We start from the raw sequence: 19,691 nt of genomic DNA on the forward strand, positions 1-19,691 counted from the left end.
GGGGCTTTTTGTAGTTATCTGAACTACCAGCGTTCGCCGTCGTTATCCGCGCCTCAAGCCAGATCCGAAGCCTTATGCCGCTCTGGCACTTGCTCTGACTCCTCACCCCATGTGCGATTCACGCGACGGCCGCGTTTCACCGCTTCGCGCTCGGCGATCTCATTGGCCCAGCGTTGTACGTGGGGATATTCATGGGCGGAAAGGAATTCGGCGGCGCCGTAGACGTTGTTGCGCACCAGCTCGCCGTACCAGGGCCACACGGCGATATCGGCGATGGTGTAGGTGTCGCCGGCCAGGTAGCGATTATTGGCGAGGCGCTGGTTCAGCACGTCCAGCTGGCGCTTGGCTTCCATGGTGAAGCGGTTGAGCGCGTACTCGAATTTCTCCGGGGCGTAGGCGTAGAAGTGCCCGAAGCCGCCGCCCAGGTAGGGTGCCGAGCCCATTTGCCAGAATAGCCAGTTGAGGGTCTCGGTGCGGCCTGCCGGGTCTTTGGGCAGGAATGCGCCGAATTTTTCCGCTAGATAAAGAAGGATCGAACCAGATTCGAATACACGGATTGGCGTGTCGCCGCTGCGGTCGAGCAGGGCGGGAATCTTCGAGTTCGGGTTCACGCTCACGAAGCCGCTGGAGAACTGGTCGCCTTCGGCAATGCGGATCAGCCAGGCGTCGTACTCGGCGCCGCTGTGCCCCAGGGCCAGCAGCTCTTCGAGCAGGATGGTCACCTTCACGCCATTGGGCGTTGCCAGGGAGTAGAGCTGCAGCGGGTGCTTGCCGACCGGTAGTTCCTCCTCGTGGGTCGCGCCGGCAGTGGGGCGATTAATCTTGGAAAACTGGCCACCGGAAGCTTCAAGGTGCTGCCATACCTTGGGCGGAACATAGGTTGATTGGGTCATCGAATCCTCGCTATCGGCGTTAATGGGTAATGCATGTGAACGCGAGGCTAGCCCGATTACGCCGGTTATTCGAGCGCCTGCGGCGCATTGTGGGTATCGAGCGGGTTGATGTGGCGGTGTCCAGCACATGGATTTTCATCGGCTTAGTAGCCGAATAACGGTGTTGTGATGGCAATTTGTAACTACTGAGTCAAGTTGTTCATACGGGCGCCGAAAGGCAGGTAGCGGCAGCGATTCGGCCGCCACCGACCTGAGTGCCAGGGTGAATCCGTGCAGAGCTATCTAACGAATATTTTGTTGCAACCACGCTGGAGGCCGGTTGTCACACTCACATCGCCAATAATGGCTTATTGCCATTCTGGGTGGGCGACCTTCCAAAAGAAGGCGCACCCAGGCATTACGGGCACAAGGGCTTGTTAATAGACAAGCCGCTGTGAGCGCCATAAAACACCAAGCCGATCCGATGAGATCAGTGAGAAACCATGATTATCCTTGCTCCTGCCATGCACCTGACCAGTCGGCTGCGCTTCCCCGTCAAATTCGCGATTCTCGCCGTAATCGTGCTTATTCCGCTGACCCTGCTGGGCCTGCGGGTTATCAACCAGATCAATGCCAGCATCGACAATATTCGCAGTGAGCAGGTGGGCCAGCGTTACCTGCTGGACGTCACCCCGGTGCTGCGCCTGTCGATGTTGCAGCGCGCGCTGACCAACCGCCTGCTCAGCGGCGACGCCTCCGCCCAGGGAGATTTGGCCGCCAACCAGGCGAAACTACAGGAAGCGTTCAGCAAGCTGGAGGCCGCCGACCGCGAGTTGGGCACCGTGCTGGAAACCGGTGACCGCGTGGCGCGCCTGCGCAGCGATGCGTTTCAACTGATCGAGCAGGCCAAGGGCAATGCCGAACAGGCGGCGATCTTCGATGCCTGGAACGACCAGATCGGCAAGACCCTGAACTTCGTCTATCTGATCAGCGCCACGTCCGGCATGGTGCTGGACGATGACTACGACTCGCTGTTCATGATCGACCAGAGCTCCCTGCGTCTGCCGCGGCAGATCAATGTCGTCGGCCAATTGCGCGGCCTGGCCAGCGGGCTGCGTGAAGGCCAGCCGCTGATTGCCGGCACGCGCTCGTCCATGCGGGTCTTGCTCAAGCAGGAACTGCAGATTCGCCAGGAGCTGCTGCAAAGCCTGACGCTGCTGCGCCGCAATGAACCGGCGCTGGCCGGCCGGCTGCAGTCACCTATCGACAGCGCATTGCAGGCCTTGGACAGCTTTCGCAGCGACCTGGATCGGGTACTGGCCGATACCGGCGGCACCATTACGGGTGTGCAGGGCTTGGCAGCCAAGGGCAACGCAGTGGTGGCCGACCTGTACAAGGCCCAGGACGTCTTGCAGCAGGAACTGACCGACGCCCTGGACAGCCGGGCCCATGATCGCGCGGCCGACCGGACGCTGATCCTAGTGATGTTCGTGTGCATGGGCCTGTTGCTGGCCTATGTGTTCGCCGGCATCTACGGCTCGATGCGCAAAGCCATCGACGATGTGCTCGCTGCCACCCGGCTGATCGCACAGGGCGACCTTACCGTTCAGGTGCAGGTGCGCGGCAAAGACGAAATGGCCGATGTGAGCACTGGTTTTAACAGCATGGTGCAAGCCTTCCGCGCATCGCTGACGCAGGTGGAGCACAGCTCCCATGCGGTGTCCGAGGCCTCGGTGCGCCTGGGCGCGTCCATCGAACGGGCCAAGCAGTCGATGAATGGCCAGCAGGGCGAAACCGAACAGGTGGCCACCGCCATCAACGAGATGACCGCCAGTGTCGCCGACGTGGCGCAGAACACCGAAGGCGCCGCGCGGGCAGCCGGGCAGGCCAGTCAGGCATCAAGCAACGGGCTTGCGGTGATGCAGAACACGCGCATGACCATCGAAGCACTGGCCAGTGAAGTGGAGCTGAGCGCACAGAAGGTTTCCGCACTTGCGGTGCACAGCCAAGAGATCGGCGGGGTCATCGAGGTGATCCGCAATATCGCCGACCAGACCAATCTGCTGGCCTTGAATGCCGCCATCGAAGCTGCCCGTGCCGGTGAACAGGGGCGCGGTTTCGCCGTGGTGGCCGATGAGGTGCGCACGCTGGCCTCTCGCACGCAGGGCTCGACCGAGGAAATCCGCCGTATCATCCAGGAACTGCAGCAGGCCATGTCGGCCGCCGTAGAGCAGATGAAAACCGGACAGGACAAGGCGCAGGCCTGTGTGCAGTCGGCGGATCAGGCTGCCAAGAGCCTTGGCGAGATCAATGATGAAGTCGAGCACATCGTCGGCATGAATACCCAGATCGCCAGCGCCGCCGTGCAACAGCATGCCGTCTCCGAGGACATCAACCGCAACGTAATCGAAATCCGTAACGGCAGCATGGTGCTGATCGAGGGCATCGAGGAGAACGCGCAGACAGCCGACGAGCTGTCGCGCTTGGCAGGCGAGCTGCGCACGGTGGTGTCGCGCTTCAAGATATGAGGCTGTCAGCAGATGAGGTGAGCGCTGCCCGCTAACCGTGGTCTGCTCTTTGAAGAAGGCGTAGCAAACGCTCGCCATGCAGGAGAGCAGTGCACCGGTGGCAGAAAAACGCATCACCGCGCAGCAACTGGGTCTCGACGCTGAGCTAGATGAGGCGCGTGAAACGGCGCTGTTCAAATGGCTGCTGGCGAGTTTCCTGTTCGGTAAACCCATCCAGCAATCGGTTGCCGAGCGGGCCTATCGGGTCATCGTCGAGCAGCACGAGCTGGACACGCCTGCAAAGCTCGCTCGCTGCAGCAAACAGGAACTGGTGCGTCTGCTCGGTCAAGCGCGCTACGTGCGCTATGACATTTCCACCGCGGAGCGTTTGCACAAGCTCAGCCGCAAACTGCTGCATGAATACGGCGGTATGCTTACCACCATTCGCCAGCAAAGCCCTAGCCGGGAGGACTTTGCAAAAAGGCTGCTGGCGTTCGAGGGCATTGGCCCGAAGACGCTGGAGATCTTTATGCGCGAGGCCGAGTCTGGCTTGTATGGACATGAGTGACTAACGCGGCCAGATGCGCTTCAGCTTTCAAGCACGCACATCAGCCCGCGCATTTCTCTTCTGCAGAATCTCCGACGCTTCGTTGTAGGCCGTCTGGAAGGTCTCGCTGCCGATCCACTGCACTGCCGCGTCTTCGTCATCGCGATGGAACAGGCTGCGGTAGACGATCAGCAGGCCCATCATGAAGTCGGTCGCCGCTTCCGGGTCTTCCTCGGCTACCACCAGTTCCAGCACCGGGTACTGCAGGAATACCAGGCACATGGCGAGCAGGCTGATGGCTTCCGCCTTGTTCATCGCCTGGAACAGGTCATCGAAGTGCGACGGGTCGAAGCCGTTTTCCTCGATGTCCTTGAAGTCGAATGTGCTGAGGTCGATCTCCACGTCATCGAACGGTTCGTCGATCAGCGGATTGGCCAGCACCGGGTGCACGACATTGGCTTTGGGCTTGCCGATGCGGTTCTGCTTGGCCTTGGATTTGGCCCGCTGGGCGCGTTTTTTCTGCTTGTCGGGGGAGGCCATGGCGGCGGAATCCTTATGCGGAGCTGAAAGCGGATGTGCATTGTATGCAGTCTTGCCCGCTGTGTTGGGCAACTTTATGGAAAGCCACCATCGAGCGGTTCGCAGATATAGAGCAGGCAGAGCCGCGGCCCCTTGGCAAAGCCGTCGCCCGGTTCTAGATTGCCTGCAGCGCAGCCCGCGCTCAGTAAAGGGATTTATCGGTCATGCCCATTCGCCAGACGCTTGCGTTGCTTTTGCTCTGCAGCCTTTCCAATCAAGCGCTGAGCCAGGTGTACACCTGGGTGGACGAGAAGGGCCAGAAGCATTTCAGTAGCCAGCCGCCGGCTGCCCAGCAGAGTGTTGAGGCCGTTACGATCAAGCAGGGGTATGCCGGTGAGGGACGAACGGCTGTACCCACAGCGCCCGTCGAGGTTGCGGGTGAAGCTGTTGCAGGCAAGGTCTCGAGGCGTGAGATGTGCCAGAGCGCCATGCGCTGGACGGCTATTGATTTACAAAACCTGAGAGAGATCGCGCAGGAGCGGCAGGACGCTGGCCGAATCACCGCAGCTGAATACGAGCAGGTGCAAACGAATCTTGCCGGGGCTGAACAGCGAATCACCTTGCAGGACTGTCTCACCAGTTCCGCGGAGGAGCAGCAGCGTTATGAGTGCCTCTCCAAAGGGGCTGGTGTGCTGGCCTGTTCTGGTCTGCTCTCCGCAGCCATGGATGAGGCCGAGAAGGAGGCCAGGGCACGAACTCGGAAACCTTGAGCCGGCCTCTCGTCTTTAGGCGAGTGTTCCGCCATTCTCGCGCGCCTGCTTGATATCTCTGGAGGGTGGTGCGCCAAAGCGTCGGGCGTATTCACGGCTGAACTGGGCGACGCTTTCATAGCCTACCCGCAATGCGGCGGTGTTCACGTCGAGCCTGTCGGTGAGCATCAGGCTGCGCGCCGCCTGTAGCCTTAGCTGCTTCTGATATTGAACAGGGCTGGTGCCGGTGAGTTTTCGAAAGTTATGGTGCAGCGTCGAGCTGGCCATTCCTGAGCGCTCGGCAAGGTCTGCGACGTGCAGTGGCTTGTCGTAGTGGTGCTTCAGCCACTCGATGGCCCTGACGATGCCTTTGTCTCGGTAACCGTCGCGGGTAACGCTGCGCAGCCATGGGCCGGCCGCGCCGAGTAACAGCCGAACACAAATCTCACGCTTGATGAGGTCCGACATCAACCCTGCTTCGAGTGGTCGGTCTATCAGTGCGGACAAACGCTCGAACGCCTCGAGCATTTCCCTCGACGCCGCTCCCGATACGAACCCCCGCGCTTCCTGAGTGGTTTCCTGCTTTGTCGGTGCAAGGGTCTGAATCACGTCATTGAGCATGGCAAGGTCGAGCTTCAATACCACTGACAGATAGGGCGTGTGCTCACTGGCTGCGGTTACACGAGCCAGCGTTGGAATGTCCACCGAGGTGACGAAGAACACGCCGGGGCCGAACTCGCAGGCTTCTTCGCCAAAGATGATTTCCTTGGCGCCCTGCAGAATGATGGCCACGCAAGGCTCGTAAATGCAGTAGGTCGGGGTTCCCAGGTCGGCCATTCGATAGAAGGTCAGGCCGGGTATGGAGGTTTTGTGAACCTCGTCGAAACCTATTGCAGACGCCACACGTTCAATCAACTGATTGAGTGCCCGCGAGGTTTCTGAGGGTGGCGTCGGGTCGCCCAAGGCGACGGGCCGCGCATTGCTGACGCTGAGTTGCGAGGAGGATACGCCGGTCATAACTGCACCCCTGCCCATGGAAGTGCCGAGTCTGCTGAGAGTGTGTGATCAGCACAAGGGCATCGGCAGGATTGTGCAAAAGATAGGGCGCATTAGGGTCACCCGGCAAGTCATGGTTGCTCTAGTTTTCCAGCACTGATGCCGGCTTTTTAAACGGCCCTTGCCCCTGTTTCGCGAAAGGAAACCTAGATGGACAGACGAGACTTTCTTACCTTTTCAGCGGCAGGTGCTGTTGCCGCCGCGTTGTTGCCGACAATGAGCGTTGCAGGTACGGCAACTGCTGCTTCGGTCCCAGCATCGTTGACCGAGCGCGGCAGCGTGATGCGCACGGAAGGGAAAATCGTGCGGGCGAATCTGCCCGTCAACTCACCCTCCCATAAGATGCGCTACATGACGCCGCATCGTTTTGGCATGGGCGGCACGCAGATCGGTAATATTTTCGAGCCAATAAGCGACCAGCAGGCGGCGGCGGTTCTTGAGGCCGCCTGGGGCGCTGGCGTGAGGCTTTACGATACCTCGCCGTTTTACGGATTTGGCTTGAGTGAGTACCGCTTGGGGCGCTTTCTGCATAACCGCAATCCCGCTGAATACGTCATATCCACCAAGGTGGGGCGGGTGCTGACGGCGGCGGGAGGCAAGCGCGCAGACCATGCCATCTGGAAGTCGCCAGCGCCGTTCAATTATCGATACGACTACACCGCCGCAGGCGCGCGGCGCTCCGTGGAAGATAGCTTGCAGCGCCTGGGTCTGCCGCGGCTCGACATCGTGTTCATCCATGACCTTTCCCCAGATAACACCGAGCTGGAGGGTGGCTGGGAGGCGGCTTACCGGATTGCTCGTGAAGGGGCGATGGTCGAGCTGGAAAAAATGCGTGACGAGGGGCTTATCAAGGCCTGGGGCTTTGGCATCAACACGCCGAATGCTGCCGTGCGGGCGGTGACGAACGATGACCCTACGCCGGACATCGTGCTGCTGGCCTGCCAGTATTCGCTACTTGATCACGCCGACGCACTGCGCAACACCTTCCCGGCCTTGCAGAAAAATGGCACCAGCGTGGTGGTGGGAACACCGCTGAACGACGGCTTCCTTGGTGGGCGCAGCCGTTTCAACTTCAGCCCAGACATCCCGGCAGGCGCCGTGGAGAAGCGGGCGCGAATCATGGCCGTCGCCAGCCAGCATGGCATCGACATCCACACCGCCGCATTGCAGTTCGCCGCAGCGCATCCGCAGGTGTCGGCAATCGTGCCTGGGGCGCGCGCACCTGGGCAAATCCTCTCCAATGTACAGGCGATGAAAGTTGGCATTCCTGCTGCCTTCTGGAGTGAGTTGAAAAGCCAGAAACTGATCGATGCCCAGGCGCCGGTTCCCGCCTGATTACCTCCAATAGCCGCAGGCCGCGACGTGATCGCGGCCCTTTGCGCAAGTGCCTCGGCCAATAGCGAACACCACTCCGCCAGGCGGCTGTTAGGCCGCAACATAAAGGTCACAAAGTATTCATAAAATCTTCGTTCTTCTCCCTTCCGTTCGAGATTTCCATGAGCTTTGGTCGTTCGCTGCGTGCCCAATTGGTGTTGCTGATTGGCGGTGGTCTGGTGTTGATGTTGTTGATTGCGCTAGCGGGTTTTGCGCTGTTGTCGCGCCAGCTGGACGGCTATCAGGCGTTGCTCAGTGGCCCTCTGGAGGAGGCACGCCAGGTGGACGGCGCCAACCTGACGTTCAAAATCCAGGTGCAGGAATGGAAGAACGTGTTGCTGCGCGGCGCTGACCAGACCCAGCGCGACCGCTACTGGCAGCAGTTTAAGAAGGAAGAAGGGCAGGTTCAGGCGCAGATTGGCCACCTGATCGATACGGCCGGCAGTGGCGAATTGCGCCAGCGCCTGAGCGAATTGCGCCGTGCCCATGCCGAGATGGGCCAAGCCTATCGCCGAGGTTATGAAGCATTTGCTGCAGCGGGGTTTTCTGCGCAGGCCGGTGATGCGGCAGTGAAGGGGATTGACCGGGCGACCACCGAGCAGCTGTCGTTGCTGGTCGATGAGCTGCACGAGCGCAGCCAGGCAAGCGCCGCTGAGTTGCGCGAGATCGCTCAGCGCAGCGTGCTGTTCGGTAGCTTGGCGATGCTCGCCCTGGGTTTTTTGCTGGCGCTGTTCAGTGCCTGGCTGGTTAACCGGCGCATCACCACGCCGCTGTTGCAGGCGACCGGGCAGCTCGATCTGCTCAGCCGCGGGCAATTCGGTGAGCGCCTGAGCGAAGGCCGTGAAGACGAAGTGGGCCGACTGGCTCAGGCGGCCAACCGGCTGCGCGAATTTATGCAGGCGCTGTCGCAGCAGCTGCGGCGCGGCACCGGTGAGCTGGATGCCGCGACTCACGAGCTGAGCAGTGTGGCCGGGCATATCGGCCATGGCATTCGTGAGCAGTTTTCGCGCACCGACCAAGTTGCCACTGCCATGCACCAGATGAGCGCCACGGCTGATGAAGTAGCGCGGCACTCCGCTGCGGCTGCGCGTGCCGCTGATGAAGCTGATCAGGCCGCTCAGGAAGGCGAGTCGACCATGGCCCGCACCATCGCCACCATCGAGCAGATGCACGACGAAATCACCCGCACCTCGGAGGTGATCACGCGTCTGGAAAGTGACAGCGAGCGCATCGGCAGCGTGCTGGACGTGATCCGTGGCATTGCCGACCAGACCAACTTGCTGGCACTCAATGCGGCCATCGAAGCGGCGCGTGCCGGTGATGCCGGCAGAGGTTTCGCGGTGGTCGCTGATGAGGTGCGCAACCTGTCGTTCCGAACCGCCAGTTCGATCAGTGAAATCCACCAGCTGATCGCCAACGTGCAGAGCGCTTCGAAGGAGGCGACCGCAGCCATCAACGCGGGCACGCAACAGAGCGCTGCGGGCCGTGCCCAGGTCAGCATGGCCGGCGAAAGCCTGCACAGCATTACCCAGGCGGTGGAATCGATTCGTGACATGAATCGGCAGATCGCTACCGCTGCCGAAGAGCAGACATCGGTCGCTGAAGACATCGCCCGCAACCTGGCCGAGATCGTCTCCATCGCCCAGAGCAACGAGGCCGATCTGCAGCGCAGCGAAACGGCGAGCCGCGCCATGCAGGGGCTGTCCGGCGACCTGTCGACACTGGCGGCGCGCTTGAAGGATTGATCCGTAAGCGCTCACCGACTGCCTTGCTCAGGGCGGCAGTGAGCGCGATCAAGCCATCAGCATGCCGAGCATGCCCAGCGCCAGGGCGATCAAGACCAGCCCAGAGAGTCGCTCCAGCATCGGCAGGGCACGCTGGAAGCTGCGCAGCAGGCGGCCATTGCCGATGGCCAGCGCCACCAGCAGGTCCCAGCCGAGCACCACGGCAAACATCCAGATGCCATAGAAGGCCTTCCAGCCGGCACTGCTCTGGGCCCCCAGCATGCTCGCCAGGCTGACGTAGAACAGCGCGTTCTTGGGGTTGAGGATGCCGGACAGAAAACCCATCCCGGCCGCCTGCAGCCAGGAGGTTCGCCCGCCAGGCGCCGCGTCGCCCGGGGCCTGCAGCACGCTGCTGCCGGCATGGCGAATGAACAGCACGCCCAGGTACAGCAGGTACAGGCAGCCGACCAGTTGCAGGGTGATGAAGGGCACGCTGCCCTGCTGCAGCACCGACACGCCGGTGAACGCCGCGACGATGAACACGCCGTTGGCCACGGCAATACCCAGGCAGGCGCCGCTGGCGACCCGCCAGCCTGCGGCGAGTGAGGTACGGGCGACCAGAAAGAAATCCGGGCCGGGGGAAATCAGCGCCAGGAAATGGGCGGCGGCAATGATCAGGAACTGTTGCATGGCGGGCATCGCTCGTCTAGGAAGGAGGCCCGCCAGTCTGTCGCCCCGAACCCATGCCGTATTGAAGGAAATCGTCAGGCAGCGGCTTGAGCGAAGGCGTCTTTCAGGTCGTGTCTCGTTGACTCAGCGTACGGCGTGACGAGCGCAACGCCGAGAGCGCCGCCAGCACGAACAGGCTGGCGGCAAGGCTCAGTGCGAGCGGCAGGCCATGGGAGTTGCCGGCCATCAAAGCGCCGCTCAATAGAGGCCCGAGCAGGCTGCCTATGCCCCACAACATGCCGACACTGGCGTTGGCGGTGACCAGGTCGGCGCCGCGAAAGTCCTGGCCGATCAGGATCAGCGCCAGGGTGTAGACGCCGCCAGCAGCTGCACCAAGGATTATCAGCGTTGGCCACAACAGCGATGGTTGGCCTATAAGCCAGGGCAGGGCGATGCCGCACGCCAGGCTGACGACTCCGCAAGCCAGGTGCAGGGCGCGCCGCTCAAGGCGATCTGCCAGCCAGCCGAGCGGCACCTGAAACAGCATGTCGCCGGCTAGGATCACGCTGGCCATCAGCGCCGCCGCGGCCAACGCGTAACCCTGGCTGCTGGCGTAGATGGGAAACAGCGAGAGGATCACCGCATCGAAGAACGAGAAGAACAGCACGCCGATGCACAGCGCTGGGGCTATGCGGAAAAAGCCGAGCAGTGAAAAGTTGCGCGCGTGCTCCTCGTCTTCGTTCATCTGGTCGGGCAGCTGCCAGATCAGCGCCAGGGTCGCCAGGTTGGCAAGGGTGACAATCAGCACGATCCAGGCGGCCTGCGTTCCCAGGATGCTGATCAGCGCCGGCCCGCCGAGCTGACAGCCGGTAAAGCAGGCCGCGTAGAGCGCAACGGTCTGCCCGCGGCGCTGCGGATTGCACAGCCCGTTTACCCAAGACTCGCCAAGAATCACCACTAGACCCATGGCCAAACCCATGATCAGCCGACAAGCCGCCAGTGCTGGCAGGCTGCTGCTCACCCATTCGATGCCTGCAGCACTCGCTGCGCACAGGGCGAAGCAGCCCAGGTACAGCTGCCGCGCGGAATAACGCCGGCAAAGCGCAGTGGCCAGCATGGCCGACAGGATCATGCCCGCCGCCGGCATGGCGCTCACCACACCGATGGCCAGCGAACTGCCGCCCGCCTCGTGCAAACGCAGCGACACCAGCGGGAGCGTCGCTCCCATGCTCAGGCCGACCACCGACACCGCGGCGATCAGCAGGCATAACACATTACGATTGGTCATTCTCGACTCCCGCCTGGCACGTTGGGCAGGCGTGTGCAAACAAGGAGATATCGCCGCGCACAGGGCGCAGCGCCTGGTAGCAACAAACAGCCGCCGCGAGGCAGCTCAGGCGTGAGGCGAGAAGGTGAAAGCGAACAGCACCGCACGACGGCGGCGCAGAAGGGCATCGCGCGGCCAGCACAGCGCCGCCGGCGAAAGGCCGGTGCAGAGCGGGGCAGGCGAATGGGCGATGGATAGCATGGCGGGCTCGGCCAGGTTGAGACGCTGGAGTTTGGCCAGATACAGCGGGGCCGTCAATCAGCTGAGTACGCGTTGAGCTAGCCAGGCCAGCCGCATATGAGGCGGCCGACCTGGGCGTTGGCTACCAGCGGAAGTTCACCGCGGTCACCAGTTGGCGCTCGTCGCCATAAGTGCAGGTGGCGAACTCACAGTAGGTGTACTGCTTGTCTGTGAGGTTGTTGGCGTTGAGGCTGATGTCCCAGTTCGCGTCGAGCTGGTAGCTGACCATGGCATCGAACAGGGTGTAGGCAGGCATCGCTGAGTCCATGCCGGAGGCCTGGGTGGTGCCCTTGTAGCGGGCGCCGGCGCCGACGGTGAGTTGCGGTAGGTTGAGGCGCATGAAATTGTAGTCGAACCACAGCGCCGCCTGGTGATACGGCGTGTCCTCGCTGCGCTGGCCGACTTCGCTGGCGATGCTGCTCTCGGTAATGCGTGCATCGATATAGGCGTATGAGGCGATCAGGCTGAGGTTCTCTGTCACGTCCGCCTTGGCTTCCGCCTCGAAGCCGCGCGAGCGCACTTCGCCCGTCTGCGAGGCGATGTTGGTGGCAGGGTCCTGCTTGAACACGTTCTGCTGGGTCAGCTCGAAAACCGCGGCACTGAGCAGCAGGTTGCGGCCGTCGGGCTGGTAGCGAATGCCCGCTTCGTATTGTTTGCCTTCGGTGGGCACGAAGCTCTGCCCGCCGGCAACGGCCACTGACACCGGGAAGAACGATTCGCTGTAGCTCAGGTACGGCGCCAAGCCGTTATCGAACTTGTAGACCAGGCCGGCGCGGTAGGTGGTGGCCTCGTTGTCCTGGCTGGTGCGCACGCCGTCGCGATGCTGCTGGTTCTGGTCGGCCCAATCGTGGCGCACGCCGAGTACGGCAACCCAGCGGTCGTCGATGTTGATCTGATCTTGCAGATAAACGCCTTTTTGCAGGGTGTCGATCTGTGAGCCGCGCTCCAGGCTGCGGTCCTTGTTCACCACTACCGGCTGCCCGTAGTTGTAGCGGCTCAGATCCAGCGCTGGCGCGACGCCGCGAAAGTTGTGCGAGTCGTAGCTCATGTCGTAGGCATCGAAGCCCAGCAGCACGCTGTGCTCCGCGCCACCAAGCTGCCATTTCGATTCGATATTGGTGTCGCTGGCCAGGCCACGGGCGCGCTCGCGGCGGTCGCTGTACTGGCGCTGCAGGATGCCCGTGGTGGCCGCCTGATTGATCACGGCGGCAGTCAGACCGTTACCGCCGGTACGCACCTGCAGGTACTTCCAGTCCACTTCGGTCTGGTAGTAACGTAGCTTGTGGTTGATACGCACCTGCTCGCTGAAGTGGTGCTCGAACTCGTAACCCAGCGTCGACATCTCGCCGTTCATCTCGTTGTAGTCGGGCTCGCCGATGAAGTCGTGGCGACCGATCTGGTACGCAGCGTCGTCCACGCCCTTGACCAGTTGGTAAGGCAGCGGCGCGGAGAAGCCCGTTTCGGTCTTCTGGTAGAACGACAGCAAGGTCAGGGAGGTGTCTTCGTTCGGGCGCCAGGTCAGCGCCGGTGCGATATAGAGCCTGTCGTCGTCGATGTGATCCTGGGGTGTGCCGCTATCGCGCGTGAGCAGGGTCAGGCGGTAGCTCAGGGTATCGCTGTCACCGAGCGGGCCGCTGAAGTCGGCGGACAGCTGCTTGCGGTCGTTCTGGCCGATCTGCAGGTTGAGTTCGTGCAGCGGCTCGCGAGTCGGCCGCTTGCTCACGCCGTTGATCATGCCGCCTGGCGACAGCTGTCCGTAGAGCACCGAGGCCGCGCCGCGAATCACCTCGACACGCTCCAGGCCATAGGGCTCTTGAATGCCGTCATAAGAGTTGTTCTGCAGGCGCAGGCCATCGCGCAGCGAGCCGCCGGTGGCGGACTCGACATCGAGGCCACGGATGCGAAAACGGTCCGCCGTACGGTTGAAACTGGTCGGCTGGCTGGTGACGCCCGGCGTGTAGCTGAGTGCCTGGGACAGGGTCTCCGACTGGCGATTGCGCAGCTCGTCGCGGGTGACCACCGAGATCGATTGCGGCGTATCGACCAGGGCGGTATCGGTCTTGGTGGCGCTGCTGTTGCGCAGAGCCACGTAGCCGGCCAGCGGCTCACCCGGCAGCTCGGCATTGCCGTCGGCGAGGCCGGATACGGTGGTGCTGTCCAGCTCCAGTGCGCCACTGGCGGGCAGCGGGCGCAGCACATAACCGCCGCCGCCCTGGTCGACCGCCTCCAGCCCCGAGTTCTGCAGCACCAGGGCGAGCCCGGCAGTGACCGAGTAATTGCCGTTCAGGCCGGGGCTGGTCTTGCCGCTGGCCAGGTCGTTGTGGCCGGCGAGGTAGATACCGGCCTGGGCGGAAAACTGGTTGAGCACGCTGTTGAGCGGCCCTGGCGCGATGCTGTAGGTGCGTACCGCCTGGCTTTCCTGCGCGGTGGCCGGCAGGGCGATCAGCAGCGACGGGGCGAGGGACAGCGCCATGGGCAACGCCAGGGCGAGTGGTCGTAAAGAGAATCGGAAAGCGTGCGCGGCTGGCAATTGCATGTCCCCTGAAGTGGTTCGAATAGTTGGCTTCTCAGGGATTACCGAGCGAGATCCAGAAAGGGGAACCGCGCGGATAATTTATTTGCAGTCAGGCGTTGTTGGGCTCGACGCTCACCCACCAGTCGGTCAGCCGCTGGACGCGAATCGGCAGGGCGGCCTTTAGCAGGTGCAGACTTTGTTCGCTGTCATCGAGTGGGAAGTAACCCATCACTGGTAAATCAGCGACCGCCGGGTTGCAGCCCAAGTGGCCGTGGCGAAAGTGCGATAACTCGTCAAGCAACTGGCCCAGTGGCATGTCTTCGGCGGCCAGCACATGGCGCGTCCACGACTCGCGGGCGTTCGCTGCTGTTCCCAGGCTGCCAACCTTGGCGGCGCTGAAGGCGACCTGCTGACCTGCCTGTATACGCAGGGTTTCGCGGCTGCCTGAGGTGCAGACTTCTACTGTGCCGTCGAACACCGTCAGCCAGGTTTCATCGTCGTTCTTGCGCACGCTAAAGCGCGTACCCAGGGCCTGCATGCGTCCGTGCCTGCTGTCGATAAAGAAAGGCCGCGTATCGCGCGCAGTATCGATCAGCACCTCGCCAAAACGCAGGTGCAGCAGGCGCAAGGCGCTGCTGAAATCGGCATCCACCGCGCTGGTCGCGTTCAGCCACAGGCGGGTGCCGTCGGCCAGACGTGTTTCGCGCACTTCACCGGTGCCGGTGGCGAAATCGGCTGTCCAACTTGCCACCAGTCGCGGCAACGGCGTGCTGCGCCAGGTGCTCCAGCCAAGCAGGCTGCCGGCTCCGACGAGCAGCAAACTTTTCAGCCCCTGGCGACGAGTGATGGCGGCGCGGCTTGGCTGGGCGAGGGTGCGGCGCAAGACCTGCCCATCATCCTGCTGCTGCAGTTGGCCGAAGCGCTGGCTGACGCGCTCGACATACTGCCAGGCATCGCGATGCTCGCCGTGTTGCTCCAGCCACTGCTGCCATTGCTGGCGCACTTGGCTGCCCGGTCGTTCATCGTGCAGGCGCACGTACCAGTCAGCGGCTTGCTGCAGGCTGGCGTGGCTGAGCGTGTGGGGGCGAGCGTTCATGCCGTTCACTTGACCAGCAGGCCGTCGAGTTCGGCTTCGAGCACGGCGCAGTGCAGTAGCGCCTGAGCCAGGTACTTCTTGACCATGCGCTCCGACACGCCAAGTTGCACGGCGATCTCGCGGTTCGGCAGGCCATCGAGCTGTGCGAGCAAAAACGCCTGGCGCACACGGGCTGGCAGGCGCAGCAGCATGGCGTCGACCTCGTGCAGGGTTTCCATGATCAGCGCCGTCTGTTCCGGCGAAGGTTGCAGCTCCTGCGGCCGGTCGGCCAGTGTTGTCAGCCAGGCTTGTTCCAATTGCTTGCGCCGCCAGTGATCGATGCTCAGGCCGCGAGCGATGGTCGCCAGATACGAGCGCTCACCGCTGTGGCTGTCGAAGCTGCGCGGGCGCAGCAACAGGCGCACGAAAGTGTCTTGCACCAAGTCGGCAGCATCGGCGCTATCGCCCAGGCGCCGACGCAAGAATTGCTGCAGCCAGCCGCGATGGCTGACGTACAGGTTGTGCAGGACGGTGGTATCGGAAGGCGTCATCGAGAGCACGTACCCGAAGGCGTTTACGCGCCTCAATGCAGATAAGAATTAGTCGCAAATTAGAGCAAGATGTGCTGATTGCTGCAATGGGGGAATGCTCAAATCATGGTGAAAGCTGGGTTGCCTGCATGGCAGCAGCCCAGCTTGCGCTCATTTGGAATTATGAATGCTCAAGCCACCACAGGAATCAGTGGATCGGCTGCTGCCAGGGCGGTTTCGCGGACGGCGGCAGGCGGGTAGATCCACCCGGTGTTGATCTGCATTTTCAGCTGTTTGCCCTCGGCGCCAGTGAGCACCACCTTGCGTTCCCAGCCTTCGGTGAACAGCGCGCCCCATTCACCAAGGTCTAGGCAGGTAACGTACTTGGGCTGGCTGTAGGCGATAGGCGCGACACCGAGCAGGTCGGCGGCGGCGTTGTTACCGGCTGAGCGACCAAGGGCAATGGCGTGCTGGCAGGTCATCATGGCGTGGTTGCCGTGGTCGTCGACGGCCGCAAAGGTGGTGTCGCCGGCCGCGTACAGGTTGTTCAGGCCATTGACCTTGAGCGTGCGGTCGACATGCAGACGACCCTGAGCGTCGCGTTCAGCCGGGAGCTGGGCCGTAAGCGGCGAAGCGTGCACGCCGACCGTCCAGATCACCGTCAGCGCATCGATACGTTCGCCGCTCGCCAGGGTGACGCCGCCCGCGTCCACCGCGCTGACCGAACTGCCGAGGCGCCAGGTCACGCCTTGCTGGGCGCTGGCTTCGGCGACGATCGGCGCTACTTGTGCGCCCAGGCTGGCGCCGATCCGCTCGCCTCGGTCGACCACGATCACGCGGATATCCGCCCCGTCGCCAAGGATCGCGCGCAGGCGAGCCGGCAGCTCGGTGGCGGTTTCAATCCCGGTAAAGCCGCCGCCGGCGACCACCACGGTGTTACGCGCCGGGCTGTCAGGCAACGTGCTCAGACCGTGTAGATGGCGCTCCAAGTCGATGGCATGTTGCAGGCTGTCTACATCGAAAGCATGCTCGATGCCGTTCAAGGCCGGGCGGTTGACCTGGCTGCCACTGGCGAGGATCAGGCGGCTATAGGTCAGCTGCTGCTCTGCCTGGTGTCTATCGCGATACGTCACGGTCTGGCTGACGCTATCGATAGAACTGACCCAACCCTGAACGAAGCGCACGCCGACGACGGCGAACAGCTCATCGAGCGATGCGTTCATGCGCGCTACATCGGCCTCGTAGAAACGTGGGCGTACATGCAGCTCTGCCTTCGGTGCGACCACACACACCTCGATATCGTCGCGGGCCTGCAGATCGAGCTGACGCGCAGCGCTGAGGGCGCCCCACAGTCCTGCGAAACCGGTGCCAATCACTAGAATGCGTTGTTTCATCTGAGAGTCCTCGAAAGCGTTTGCCTGGCCGCAGTGCGGGCAGGTTCGACACACCGGATGGCGTGATGAGGTGATTCTCTGCTTGAAGTGGATCATCGCATTGATCCATAAAGCGTCAAATCGACTAATCCAAGTGAGGGCGGCATGGCGGGCAACAATCAGGGGCCATTAGTGGTATCGCTGCCGCTCGGCGCGCCGCAACCGGGCGAGAGTCTGCAGCGTTGGCTGTACACCGCCCTGCGTGAGGCGATTCTCAGCAGTCGCCTGCCGTCAGGTAGCCAGCTGCCGAGCACGCGTGCACTGGCCGAGCATTACGGCATGGCCCGCGGTACCGCGCAGGCCGCTTATCAGCAATTGCAGTCCGAGGGCTATCTGGATACCAGCAACGGCTACGGCACACGGGTCTGCGCGGTATTGCCGGATACCACGCTGAACGCGGGCTATGTGCGGCGCCGTGTGATGCCCGTGGCAGAGCAGCAGCGCGACGCGCCGGATACGCCCTGGGCGCAGCGCCTGCAGGCGGAAAAACCGATCTTTATGGGCAGCGCTACTCAACCTGGGCTGCGCCCGTTCTTCCCTCACCGTGGAGATGTGCTGGCGTTCCCTATCGACCTGTGGCGCAAGCTGCATACGGCGCACCTACGCTCGTCGCGTCTGTTGGACATGCTCGATGCTGATCCAGCCGGCTTACCCGCCCTGCGCAGCGCCATCGCCCAGTATCTGGGGATTGCCCGTGGCGTGCGGGTGGGCGCCGAGCGCATCGTCATCCTCGGCAGCGTGCAGCAGGCGCTGGACCTGACCTTGCGGCTGCTGGTGGCGCCCGGCGAAACGGTGTGGATGGAAGACCCCGGCTACCCGGGCGCGCGGCAATTGATGAAGGCCAGCGGCGTGGCGATGGTCGATGTGCCGGTAGACCGCGAGGGCCTGCAGGTCGAGGAGGGCATACGACTAGCCCCGGCGGCGTGTATGGCCTACGTCACGCCTTCGCACCAGGCGCCGTTGGGCGGCGAGTTGTCGCCGGCACGGCGTCTGGGGTTGCTGCGTTGGGCCGGCGAGCAGGGCAGTTACATCTTCGAAGACGATTACGACAGTGAGTACCGCTTCGTCGCCAAGCCCATTCCGGCGCTGCGCAGCATGGCCGGCGCCGATGCTTCGGTGATTCTCGCCGGTACCTTCAGCAAGTTGCTATTCCCCTCTCTGCGCCTGGCTTACGTGGTGCTGCCGCCGCAGCTTGTGGAAGGTTTCACGCGGCTGGTTTCGCTTACCGCGCGGCACGCCAACAGCCTGTCTCAGGCGGTGTTGGCGGACTTTATTGAACAAGGCCATTTTGACCGTCACCTGCGGCGCATGCGCAAGCTCTATGCAGCGCGTGCCGAGACATTCGCGGAGGCCGCCGAGCGGAACTGGCAAGGGCTGATCGAGGTGCCACCGATACGCGCCGGGCTGGATGTGGTGTGTCGGCTGCACGGGATGGATGAGCTCGATGCTCAGGCGCGGCTGGCAGAGGCGGGCATCGACGTGATGCCCCTGCAGCGTTATTGCGTGAAACCTCAGGCGCCGGGGCTGGTGATGGGCTTTGCGCCGTACGAGGAAACGGCCATCGAGCAGGCCGCCAAGGACGCGGCACGGCTGCTTCGCCGCACCTGAAGGTGGCTCAGCGCGCGACGATGATCACGGTGATGCAGATCATCGCCACCACGCCGAAAACCATACGGGCAATCCACGGCGCTGTGAGCCAGGCCGTGGTCGCGCCCGCGACCTGACCGACGTTCTTTTCGGTCAGCCAGCGATTGCCGGGCTGCGCATTCATCGGGTTGCCGCATTGCGGGCAGGCGTGCGCCTTGTCAGAGATACGGTTCTGGCACTCGGGGCAGTCGATAAGGCTCATCTCGGTCATCCATTGATCAGTGGCGATAGCTGGACGTGAGACTGGGCGCCGGTAGCCGAGTTCCGCCACAGAGCAGAGCTGGCGAGGGCTGCGGCTTTTTGCTGGGAATTGAAAAGCGCCCGCGGCGTACTGCGAGCGCTCTACAGGGTTACTTGCGGCGCCACTGACCCTGCTGCTGGATGTACTGGCCAGCGGGGGTCTTGTCGATGGCCTTCTGGCCGGCGATGGTTTCCACATCGCTGAGCTGGATGCCGTTCTGCTGGGCGAGCTTCTGGTACTCGGCGCGGCGCGCGGCGTTGATCAGCTTGGCGATTTCGTCGGCCTGGCCGCCGGATTTCACCACGCCAAGGTAGCCATTAGGCTGCTCGCCGAGCTGGCCGCTGGCCTTGGCATCACCCAGGGCGGACATCGCCTCGTTGAGGCTGATGGCGTGGGCCGGCAGGCTCAGGCTGAAGAGCAGCAGCAGGCCGGCGAAAGGTTTTATCAGGTTCATGTGGGCTCCTTAGAACAGTCCGCTGGATTCACTGAACATGCTGTCCAGCGCCTTATCCACCTTGATATAGATCTCGTGCTCGATCTTCACATTCAGGTTGATGTTGATCGGCTCGTTGGGCATCGCCAGTTGTACCGTTGGCGTACAGGCTACGCTCAGTAGCCCCAGCAGCAGGGCGGTGATGCAACTACGCAAGCGCATGGCGCTTCTCC

18 protein-coding genes are annotated in these 19,691 nt (G+C 62.7%); 6 read left to right on the forward strand and 12 right to left on the reverse strand.

Going from position 1 to position 19,691, the window contains the following annotated elements:
• Positions 1 to 53: 53 nt before the first annotated feature.
• Positions 54 to 893, reverse strand: coding sequence for a glutathione-dependent disulfide-bond oxidoreductase (gene yghU / locus BUC40_RS07225; protein WP_073264140.1), 840 nt, complete (start codon positions 891 to 893; stop codon positions 54 to 56).
• A 482-nt stretch (positions 894 to 1,375) separates the two neighbouring features.
• On the opposite strand from yghU, the gene BUC40_RS07230 reads away from it, so the two are divergent.
• Positions 1,376 to 3,400 carry a methyl-accepting chemotaxis protein gene (locus BUC40_RS07230; protein WP_073264142.1) on the forward strand — a complete coding sequence of 675 codons (2,025 nt, stop codon included), beginning with the start codon at positions 1,376 to 1,378 and terminating at the stop codon, positions 3,398 to 3,400.
• Positions 3,401 to 3,476: 76 nt separating this feature from the next.
• Positions 3,477 to 3,947, forward strand: a complete 471-nt coding sequence (locus tag BUC40_RS07235) for an HhH-GDP family DNA glycosylase (protein ID WP_073264144.1) — start codon at positions 3,477 to 3,479, stop codon at positions 3,945 to 3,947.
• A gap of 27 nt (positions 3,948 to 3,974) precedes the next feature.
• Here BUC40_RS07235 and BUC40_RS07240 read toward each other — a convergent pair whose 3' ends face one another.
• Positions 3,975 to 4,466, reverse strand: a complete 492-nt coding sequence (locus BUC40_RS07240; protein ID WP_073264146.1) for a hypothetical protein — start codon at positions 4,464 to 4,466, stop codon at positions 3,975 to 3,977.
• Positions 4,467 to 4,669: 203 nt separating this feature from the next.
• Between BUC40_RS07240 and BUC40_RS07245 the strand changes: the two genes are divergently transcribed.
• On the forward strand, positions 4,670 to 5,215 hold the full coding sequence (locus tag BUC40_RS07245; protein WP_073264148.1) for a DUF4124 domain-containing protein: 546 nt from the start codon (positions 4,670 to 4,672) through the stop codon (positions 5,213 to 5,215).
• Between the two features lie 15 nt (positions 5,216 to 5,230).
• Here BUC40_RS07245 and BUC40_RS07250 read toward each other — a convergent pair whose 3' ends face one another.
• Positions 5,231 to 6,031 (reverse strand): AraC family transcriptional regulator, encoded by an 801-nt coding sequence (locus BUC40_RS07250; RefSeq protein WP_425272923.1) that lies wholly within the window; start codon positions 6,029 to 6,031, stop codon positions 5,231 to 5,233.
• 570 nt (positions 6,032 to 6,601) lie between these two features.
• On the opposite strand from BUC40_RS07250, the gene BUC40_RS07255 reads away from it, so the two are divergent.
• Both BUC40_RS07255 and BUC40_RS07260 read left to right on the forward strand, forming a co-directional pair.
• Complete coding sequence (locus BUC40_RS07255) at positions 6,602 to 7,585, forward strand: aldo/keto reductase (protein ID WP_208605762.1); 984 nt, start codon at positions 6,602 to 6,604, stop codon at positions 7,583 to 7,585.
• Between the two features lie 161 nt (positions 7,586 to 7,746).
• Entirely contained in the window at positions 7,747 to 9,369 is a 1,623-nt protein-coding gene (locus BUC40_RS07260; RefSeq protein ID WP_073264152.1) for a methyl-accepting chemotaxis protein, read from the forward strand.
• A 48-nt stretch (positions 9,370 to 9,417) separates the two neighbouring features.
• On the opposite strand, the gene BUC40_RS07265 is transcribed toward BUC40_RS07260, so the two are convergent.
• The 6 genes from BUC40_RS07265 to BUC40_RS07295 form a co-directional block, all read right to left on the reverse strand.
• On the reverse strand, positions 9,418 to 10,038 hold the full coding sequence (locus BUC40_RS07265; RefSeq protein ID WP_073264154.1) for a LysE family translocator: 621 nt from the start codon (positions 10,036 to 10,038) through the stop codon (positions 9,418 to 9,420).
• 103 nt (positions 10,039 to 10,141) lie between these two features.
• Positions 10,142 to 11,305, reverse strand: a complete 1,164-nt coding sequence (locus tag BUC40_RS07270) for an MFS transporter (RefSeq protein WP_073264156.1) — start codon at positions 11,303 to 11,305, stop codon at positions 10,142 to 10,144.
• A 361-nt stretch (positions 11,306 to 11,666) separates the two neighbouring features.
• Complete coding sequence (locus BUC40_RS07280; RefSeq protein WP_244160617.1) at positions 11,667 to 14,057, reverse strand: TonB-dependent siderophore receptor; 2,391 nt, start codon at positions 14,055 to 14,057, stop codon at positions 11,667 to 11,669.
• Positions 14,058 to 14,208: 151 nt separating this feature from the next.
• Complete coding sequence (locus tag BUC40_RS07285; RefSeq protein ID WP_073264162.1) at positions 14,209 to 15,195, reverse strand: FecR domain-containing protein; 987 nt, start codon at positions 15,193 to 15,195, stop codon at positions 14,209 to 14,211.
• A 5-nt stretch (positions 15,196 to 15,200) separates the two neighbouring features.
• A complete protein-coding gene (locus BUC40_RS07290) occupies positions 15,201 to 15,725 on the reverse strand; it encodes a sigma-70 family RNA polymerase sigma factor (RefSeq protein ID WP_073264164.1) in 525 nt (174 codons plus the stop codon).
• Positions 15,726 to 15,895: 170 nt separating this feature from the next.
• A complete protein-coding gene (locus tag BUC40_RS07295) occupies positions 15,896 to 17,098 on the reverse strand; it encodes an NAD(P)/FAD-dependent oxidoreductase (RefSeq protein ID WP_073264166.1) in 1,203 nt (400 codons plus the stop codon).
• Between the two features lie 144 nt (positions 17,099 to 17,242).
• Between BUC40_RS07295 and pdxR the strand changes: the two genes are divergently transcribed.
• Positions 17,243 to 18,745 (forward strand): MocR-like pyridoxine biosynthesis transcription factor PdxR, encoded by a 1,503-nt coding sequence (gene pdxR, locus BUC40_RS07300; protein ID WP_073264168.1) that lies wholly within the window; start codon positions 17,243 to 17,245, stop codon positions 18,743 to 18,745.
• Positions 18,746 to 18,752: 7 nt separating this feature from the next.
• On the opposite strand, the gene BUC40_RS07305 is transcribed toward pdxR, so the two are convergent.
• The 3 genes from BUC40_RS07305 to BUC40_RS07315 form a co-directional block, all read right to left on the reverse strand.
• A complete protein-coding gene (locus BUC40_RS07305; protein WP_073264170.1) occupies positions 18,753 to 18,986 on the reverse strand; it encodes a zinc ribbon domain-containing protein in 234 nt (77 codons plus the stop codon).
• 148 nt (positions 18,987 to 19,134) lie between these two features.
• Positions 19,135 to 19,479, reverse strand: a complete 345-nt coding sequence (locus BUC40_RS07310) for a YdbL family probable chaperone protein (protein WP_073264172.1) — start codon at positions 19,477 to 19,479, stop codon at positions 19,135 to 19,137.
• A 9-nt stretch (positions 19,480 to 19,488) separates the two neighbouring features.
• On the reverse strand, positions 19,489 to 19,680 hold the full coding sequence (locus BUC40_RS07315; RefSeq protein ID WP_042553186.1) for a YnbE family lipoprotein: 192 nt from the start codon (positions 19,678 to 19,680) through the stop codon (positions 19,489 to 19,491).
• Between the last annotated feature and the right edge of the window lie 11 nt (positions 19,681 to 19,691).

The organism is Phytopseudomonas punonensis (assembly GCF_900142655.1).
Taxonomy (GTDB): Bacteria; Pseudomonadota; Gammaproteobacteria; order Pseudomonadales; family Pseudomonadaceae; genus Aquipseudomonas; species Aquipseudomonas punonensis.

Bases quoted from the DNA above. Each gene is read 5' to 3' on its own strand.
- yghU (WP_073264140.1), bottom strand. From the start codon at position 893: ATGACCCAATCAACCTATGTTCCGCCCAAGGTATGGCAGCACCTTGAA.
- BUC40_RS07230 (WP_073264142.1), top strand. From the start codon at position 1,376: ATGATTATCCTTGCTCCTGCCATGCACCTGACCAGTCGGCTGCGCTTC.
- BUC40_RS07235 (WP_073264144.1), top strand. From the start codon at position 3,477: ATGCAGGAGAGCAGTGCACCGGTGGCAGAAAAACGCATCACCGCGCAG.
- BUC40_RS07240 (WP_073264146.1), bottom strand. From the start codon at position 4,466: ATGGCCTCCCCCGACAAGCAGAAAAAACGCGCCCAGCGGGCCAAATCC.
- BUC40_RS07245 (WP_073264148.1), top strand. From the start codon at position 4,670: ATGCCCATTCGCCAGACGCTTGCGTTGCTTTTGCTCTGCAGCCTTTCC.
- BUC40_RS07250 (WP_425272923.1), bottom strand. From the start codon at position 6,031: ATGGCCGACCTGGGAACCCCGACCTACTGCATTTACGAGCCTTGCGTG.
- BUC40_RS07255 (WP_208605762.1), top strand. From the start codon at position 6,602: ATGACGCCGCATCGTTTTGGCATGGGCGGCACGCAGATCGGTAATATT.
- BUC40_RS07260 (WP_073264152.1), top strand. From the start codon at position 7,747: ATGAGCTTTGGTCGTTCGCTGCGTGCCCAATTGGTGTTGCTGATTGGC.
- BUC40_RS07265 (WP_073264154.1), bottom strand. From the start codon at position 10,038: ATGCAACAGTTCCTGATCATTGCCGCCGCCCATTTCCTGGCGCTGATT.
- BUC40_RS07270 (WP_073264156.1), bottom strand. From the start codon at position 11,305: ATGACCAATCGTAATGTGTTATGCCTGCTGATCGCCGCGGTGTCGGTG.
- BUC40_RS07280 (WP_244160617.1), bottom strand. From the start codon at position 14,057: ATGGCGCTGTCCCTCGCCCCGTCGCTGCTGATCGCCCTGCCGGCCACC.
- BUC40_RS07285 (WP_073264162.1), bottom strand. From the start codon at position 15,195: ATGAACGCTCGCCCCCACACGCTCAGCCACGCCAGCCTGCAGCAAGCC.
- BUC40_RS07290 (WP_073264164.1), bottom strand. From the start codon at position 15,725: ATGACGCCTTCCGATACCACCGTCCTGCACAACCTGTACGTCAGCCAT.
- BUC40_RS07295 (WP_073264166.1), bottom strand. From the start codon at position 17,098: ATGAAACAACGCATTCTAGTGATTGGCACCGGTTTCGCAGGACTGTGG.
- pdxR (WP_073264168.1), top strand. From the start codon at position 17,243: ATGGCGGGCAACAATCAGGGGCCATTAGTGGTATCGCTGCCGCTCGGC.
- BUC40_RS07305 (WP_073264170.1), bottom strand. From the start codon at position 18,986: ATGAGCCTTATCGACTGCCCCGAGTGCCAGAACCGTATCTCTGACAAG.
- BUC40_RS07310 (WP_073264172.1), bottom strand. From the start codon at position 19,479: ATGAACCTGATAAAACCTTTCGCCGGCCTGCTGCTGCTCTTCAGCCTG.
- BUC40_RS07315 (WP_042553186.1), bottom strand. From the start codon at position 19,680: ATGCGCTTGCGTAGTTGCATCACCGCCCTGCTGCTGGGGCTACTGAGC.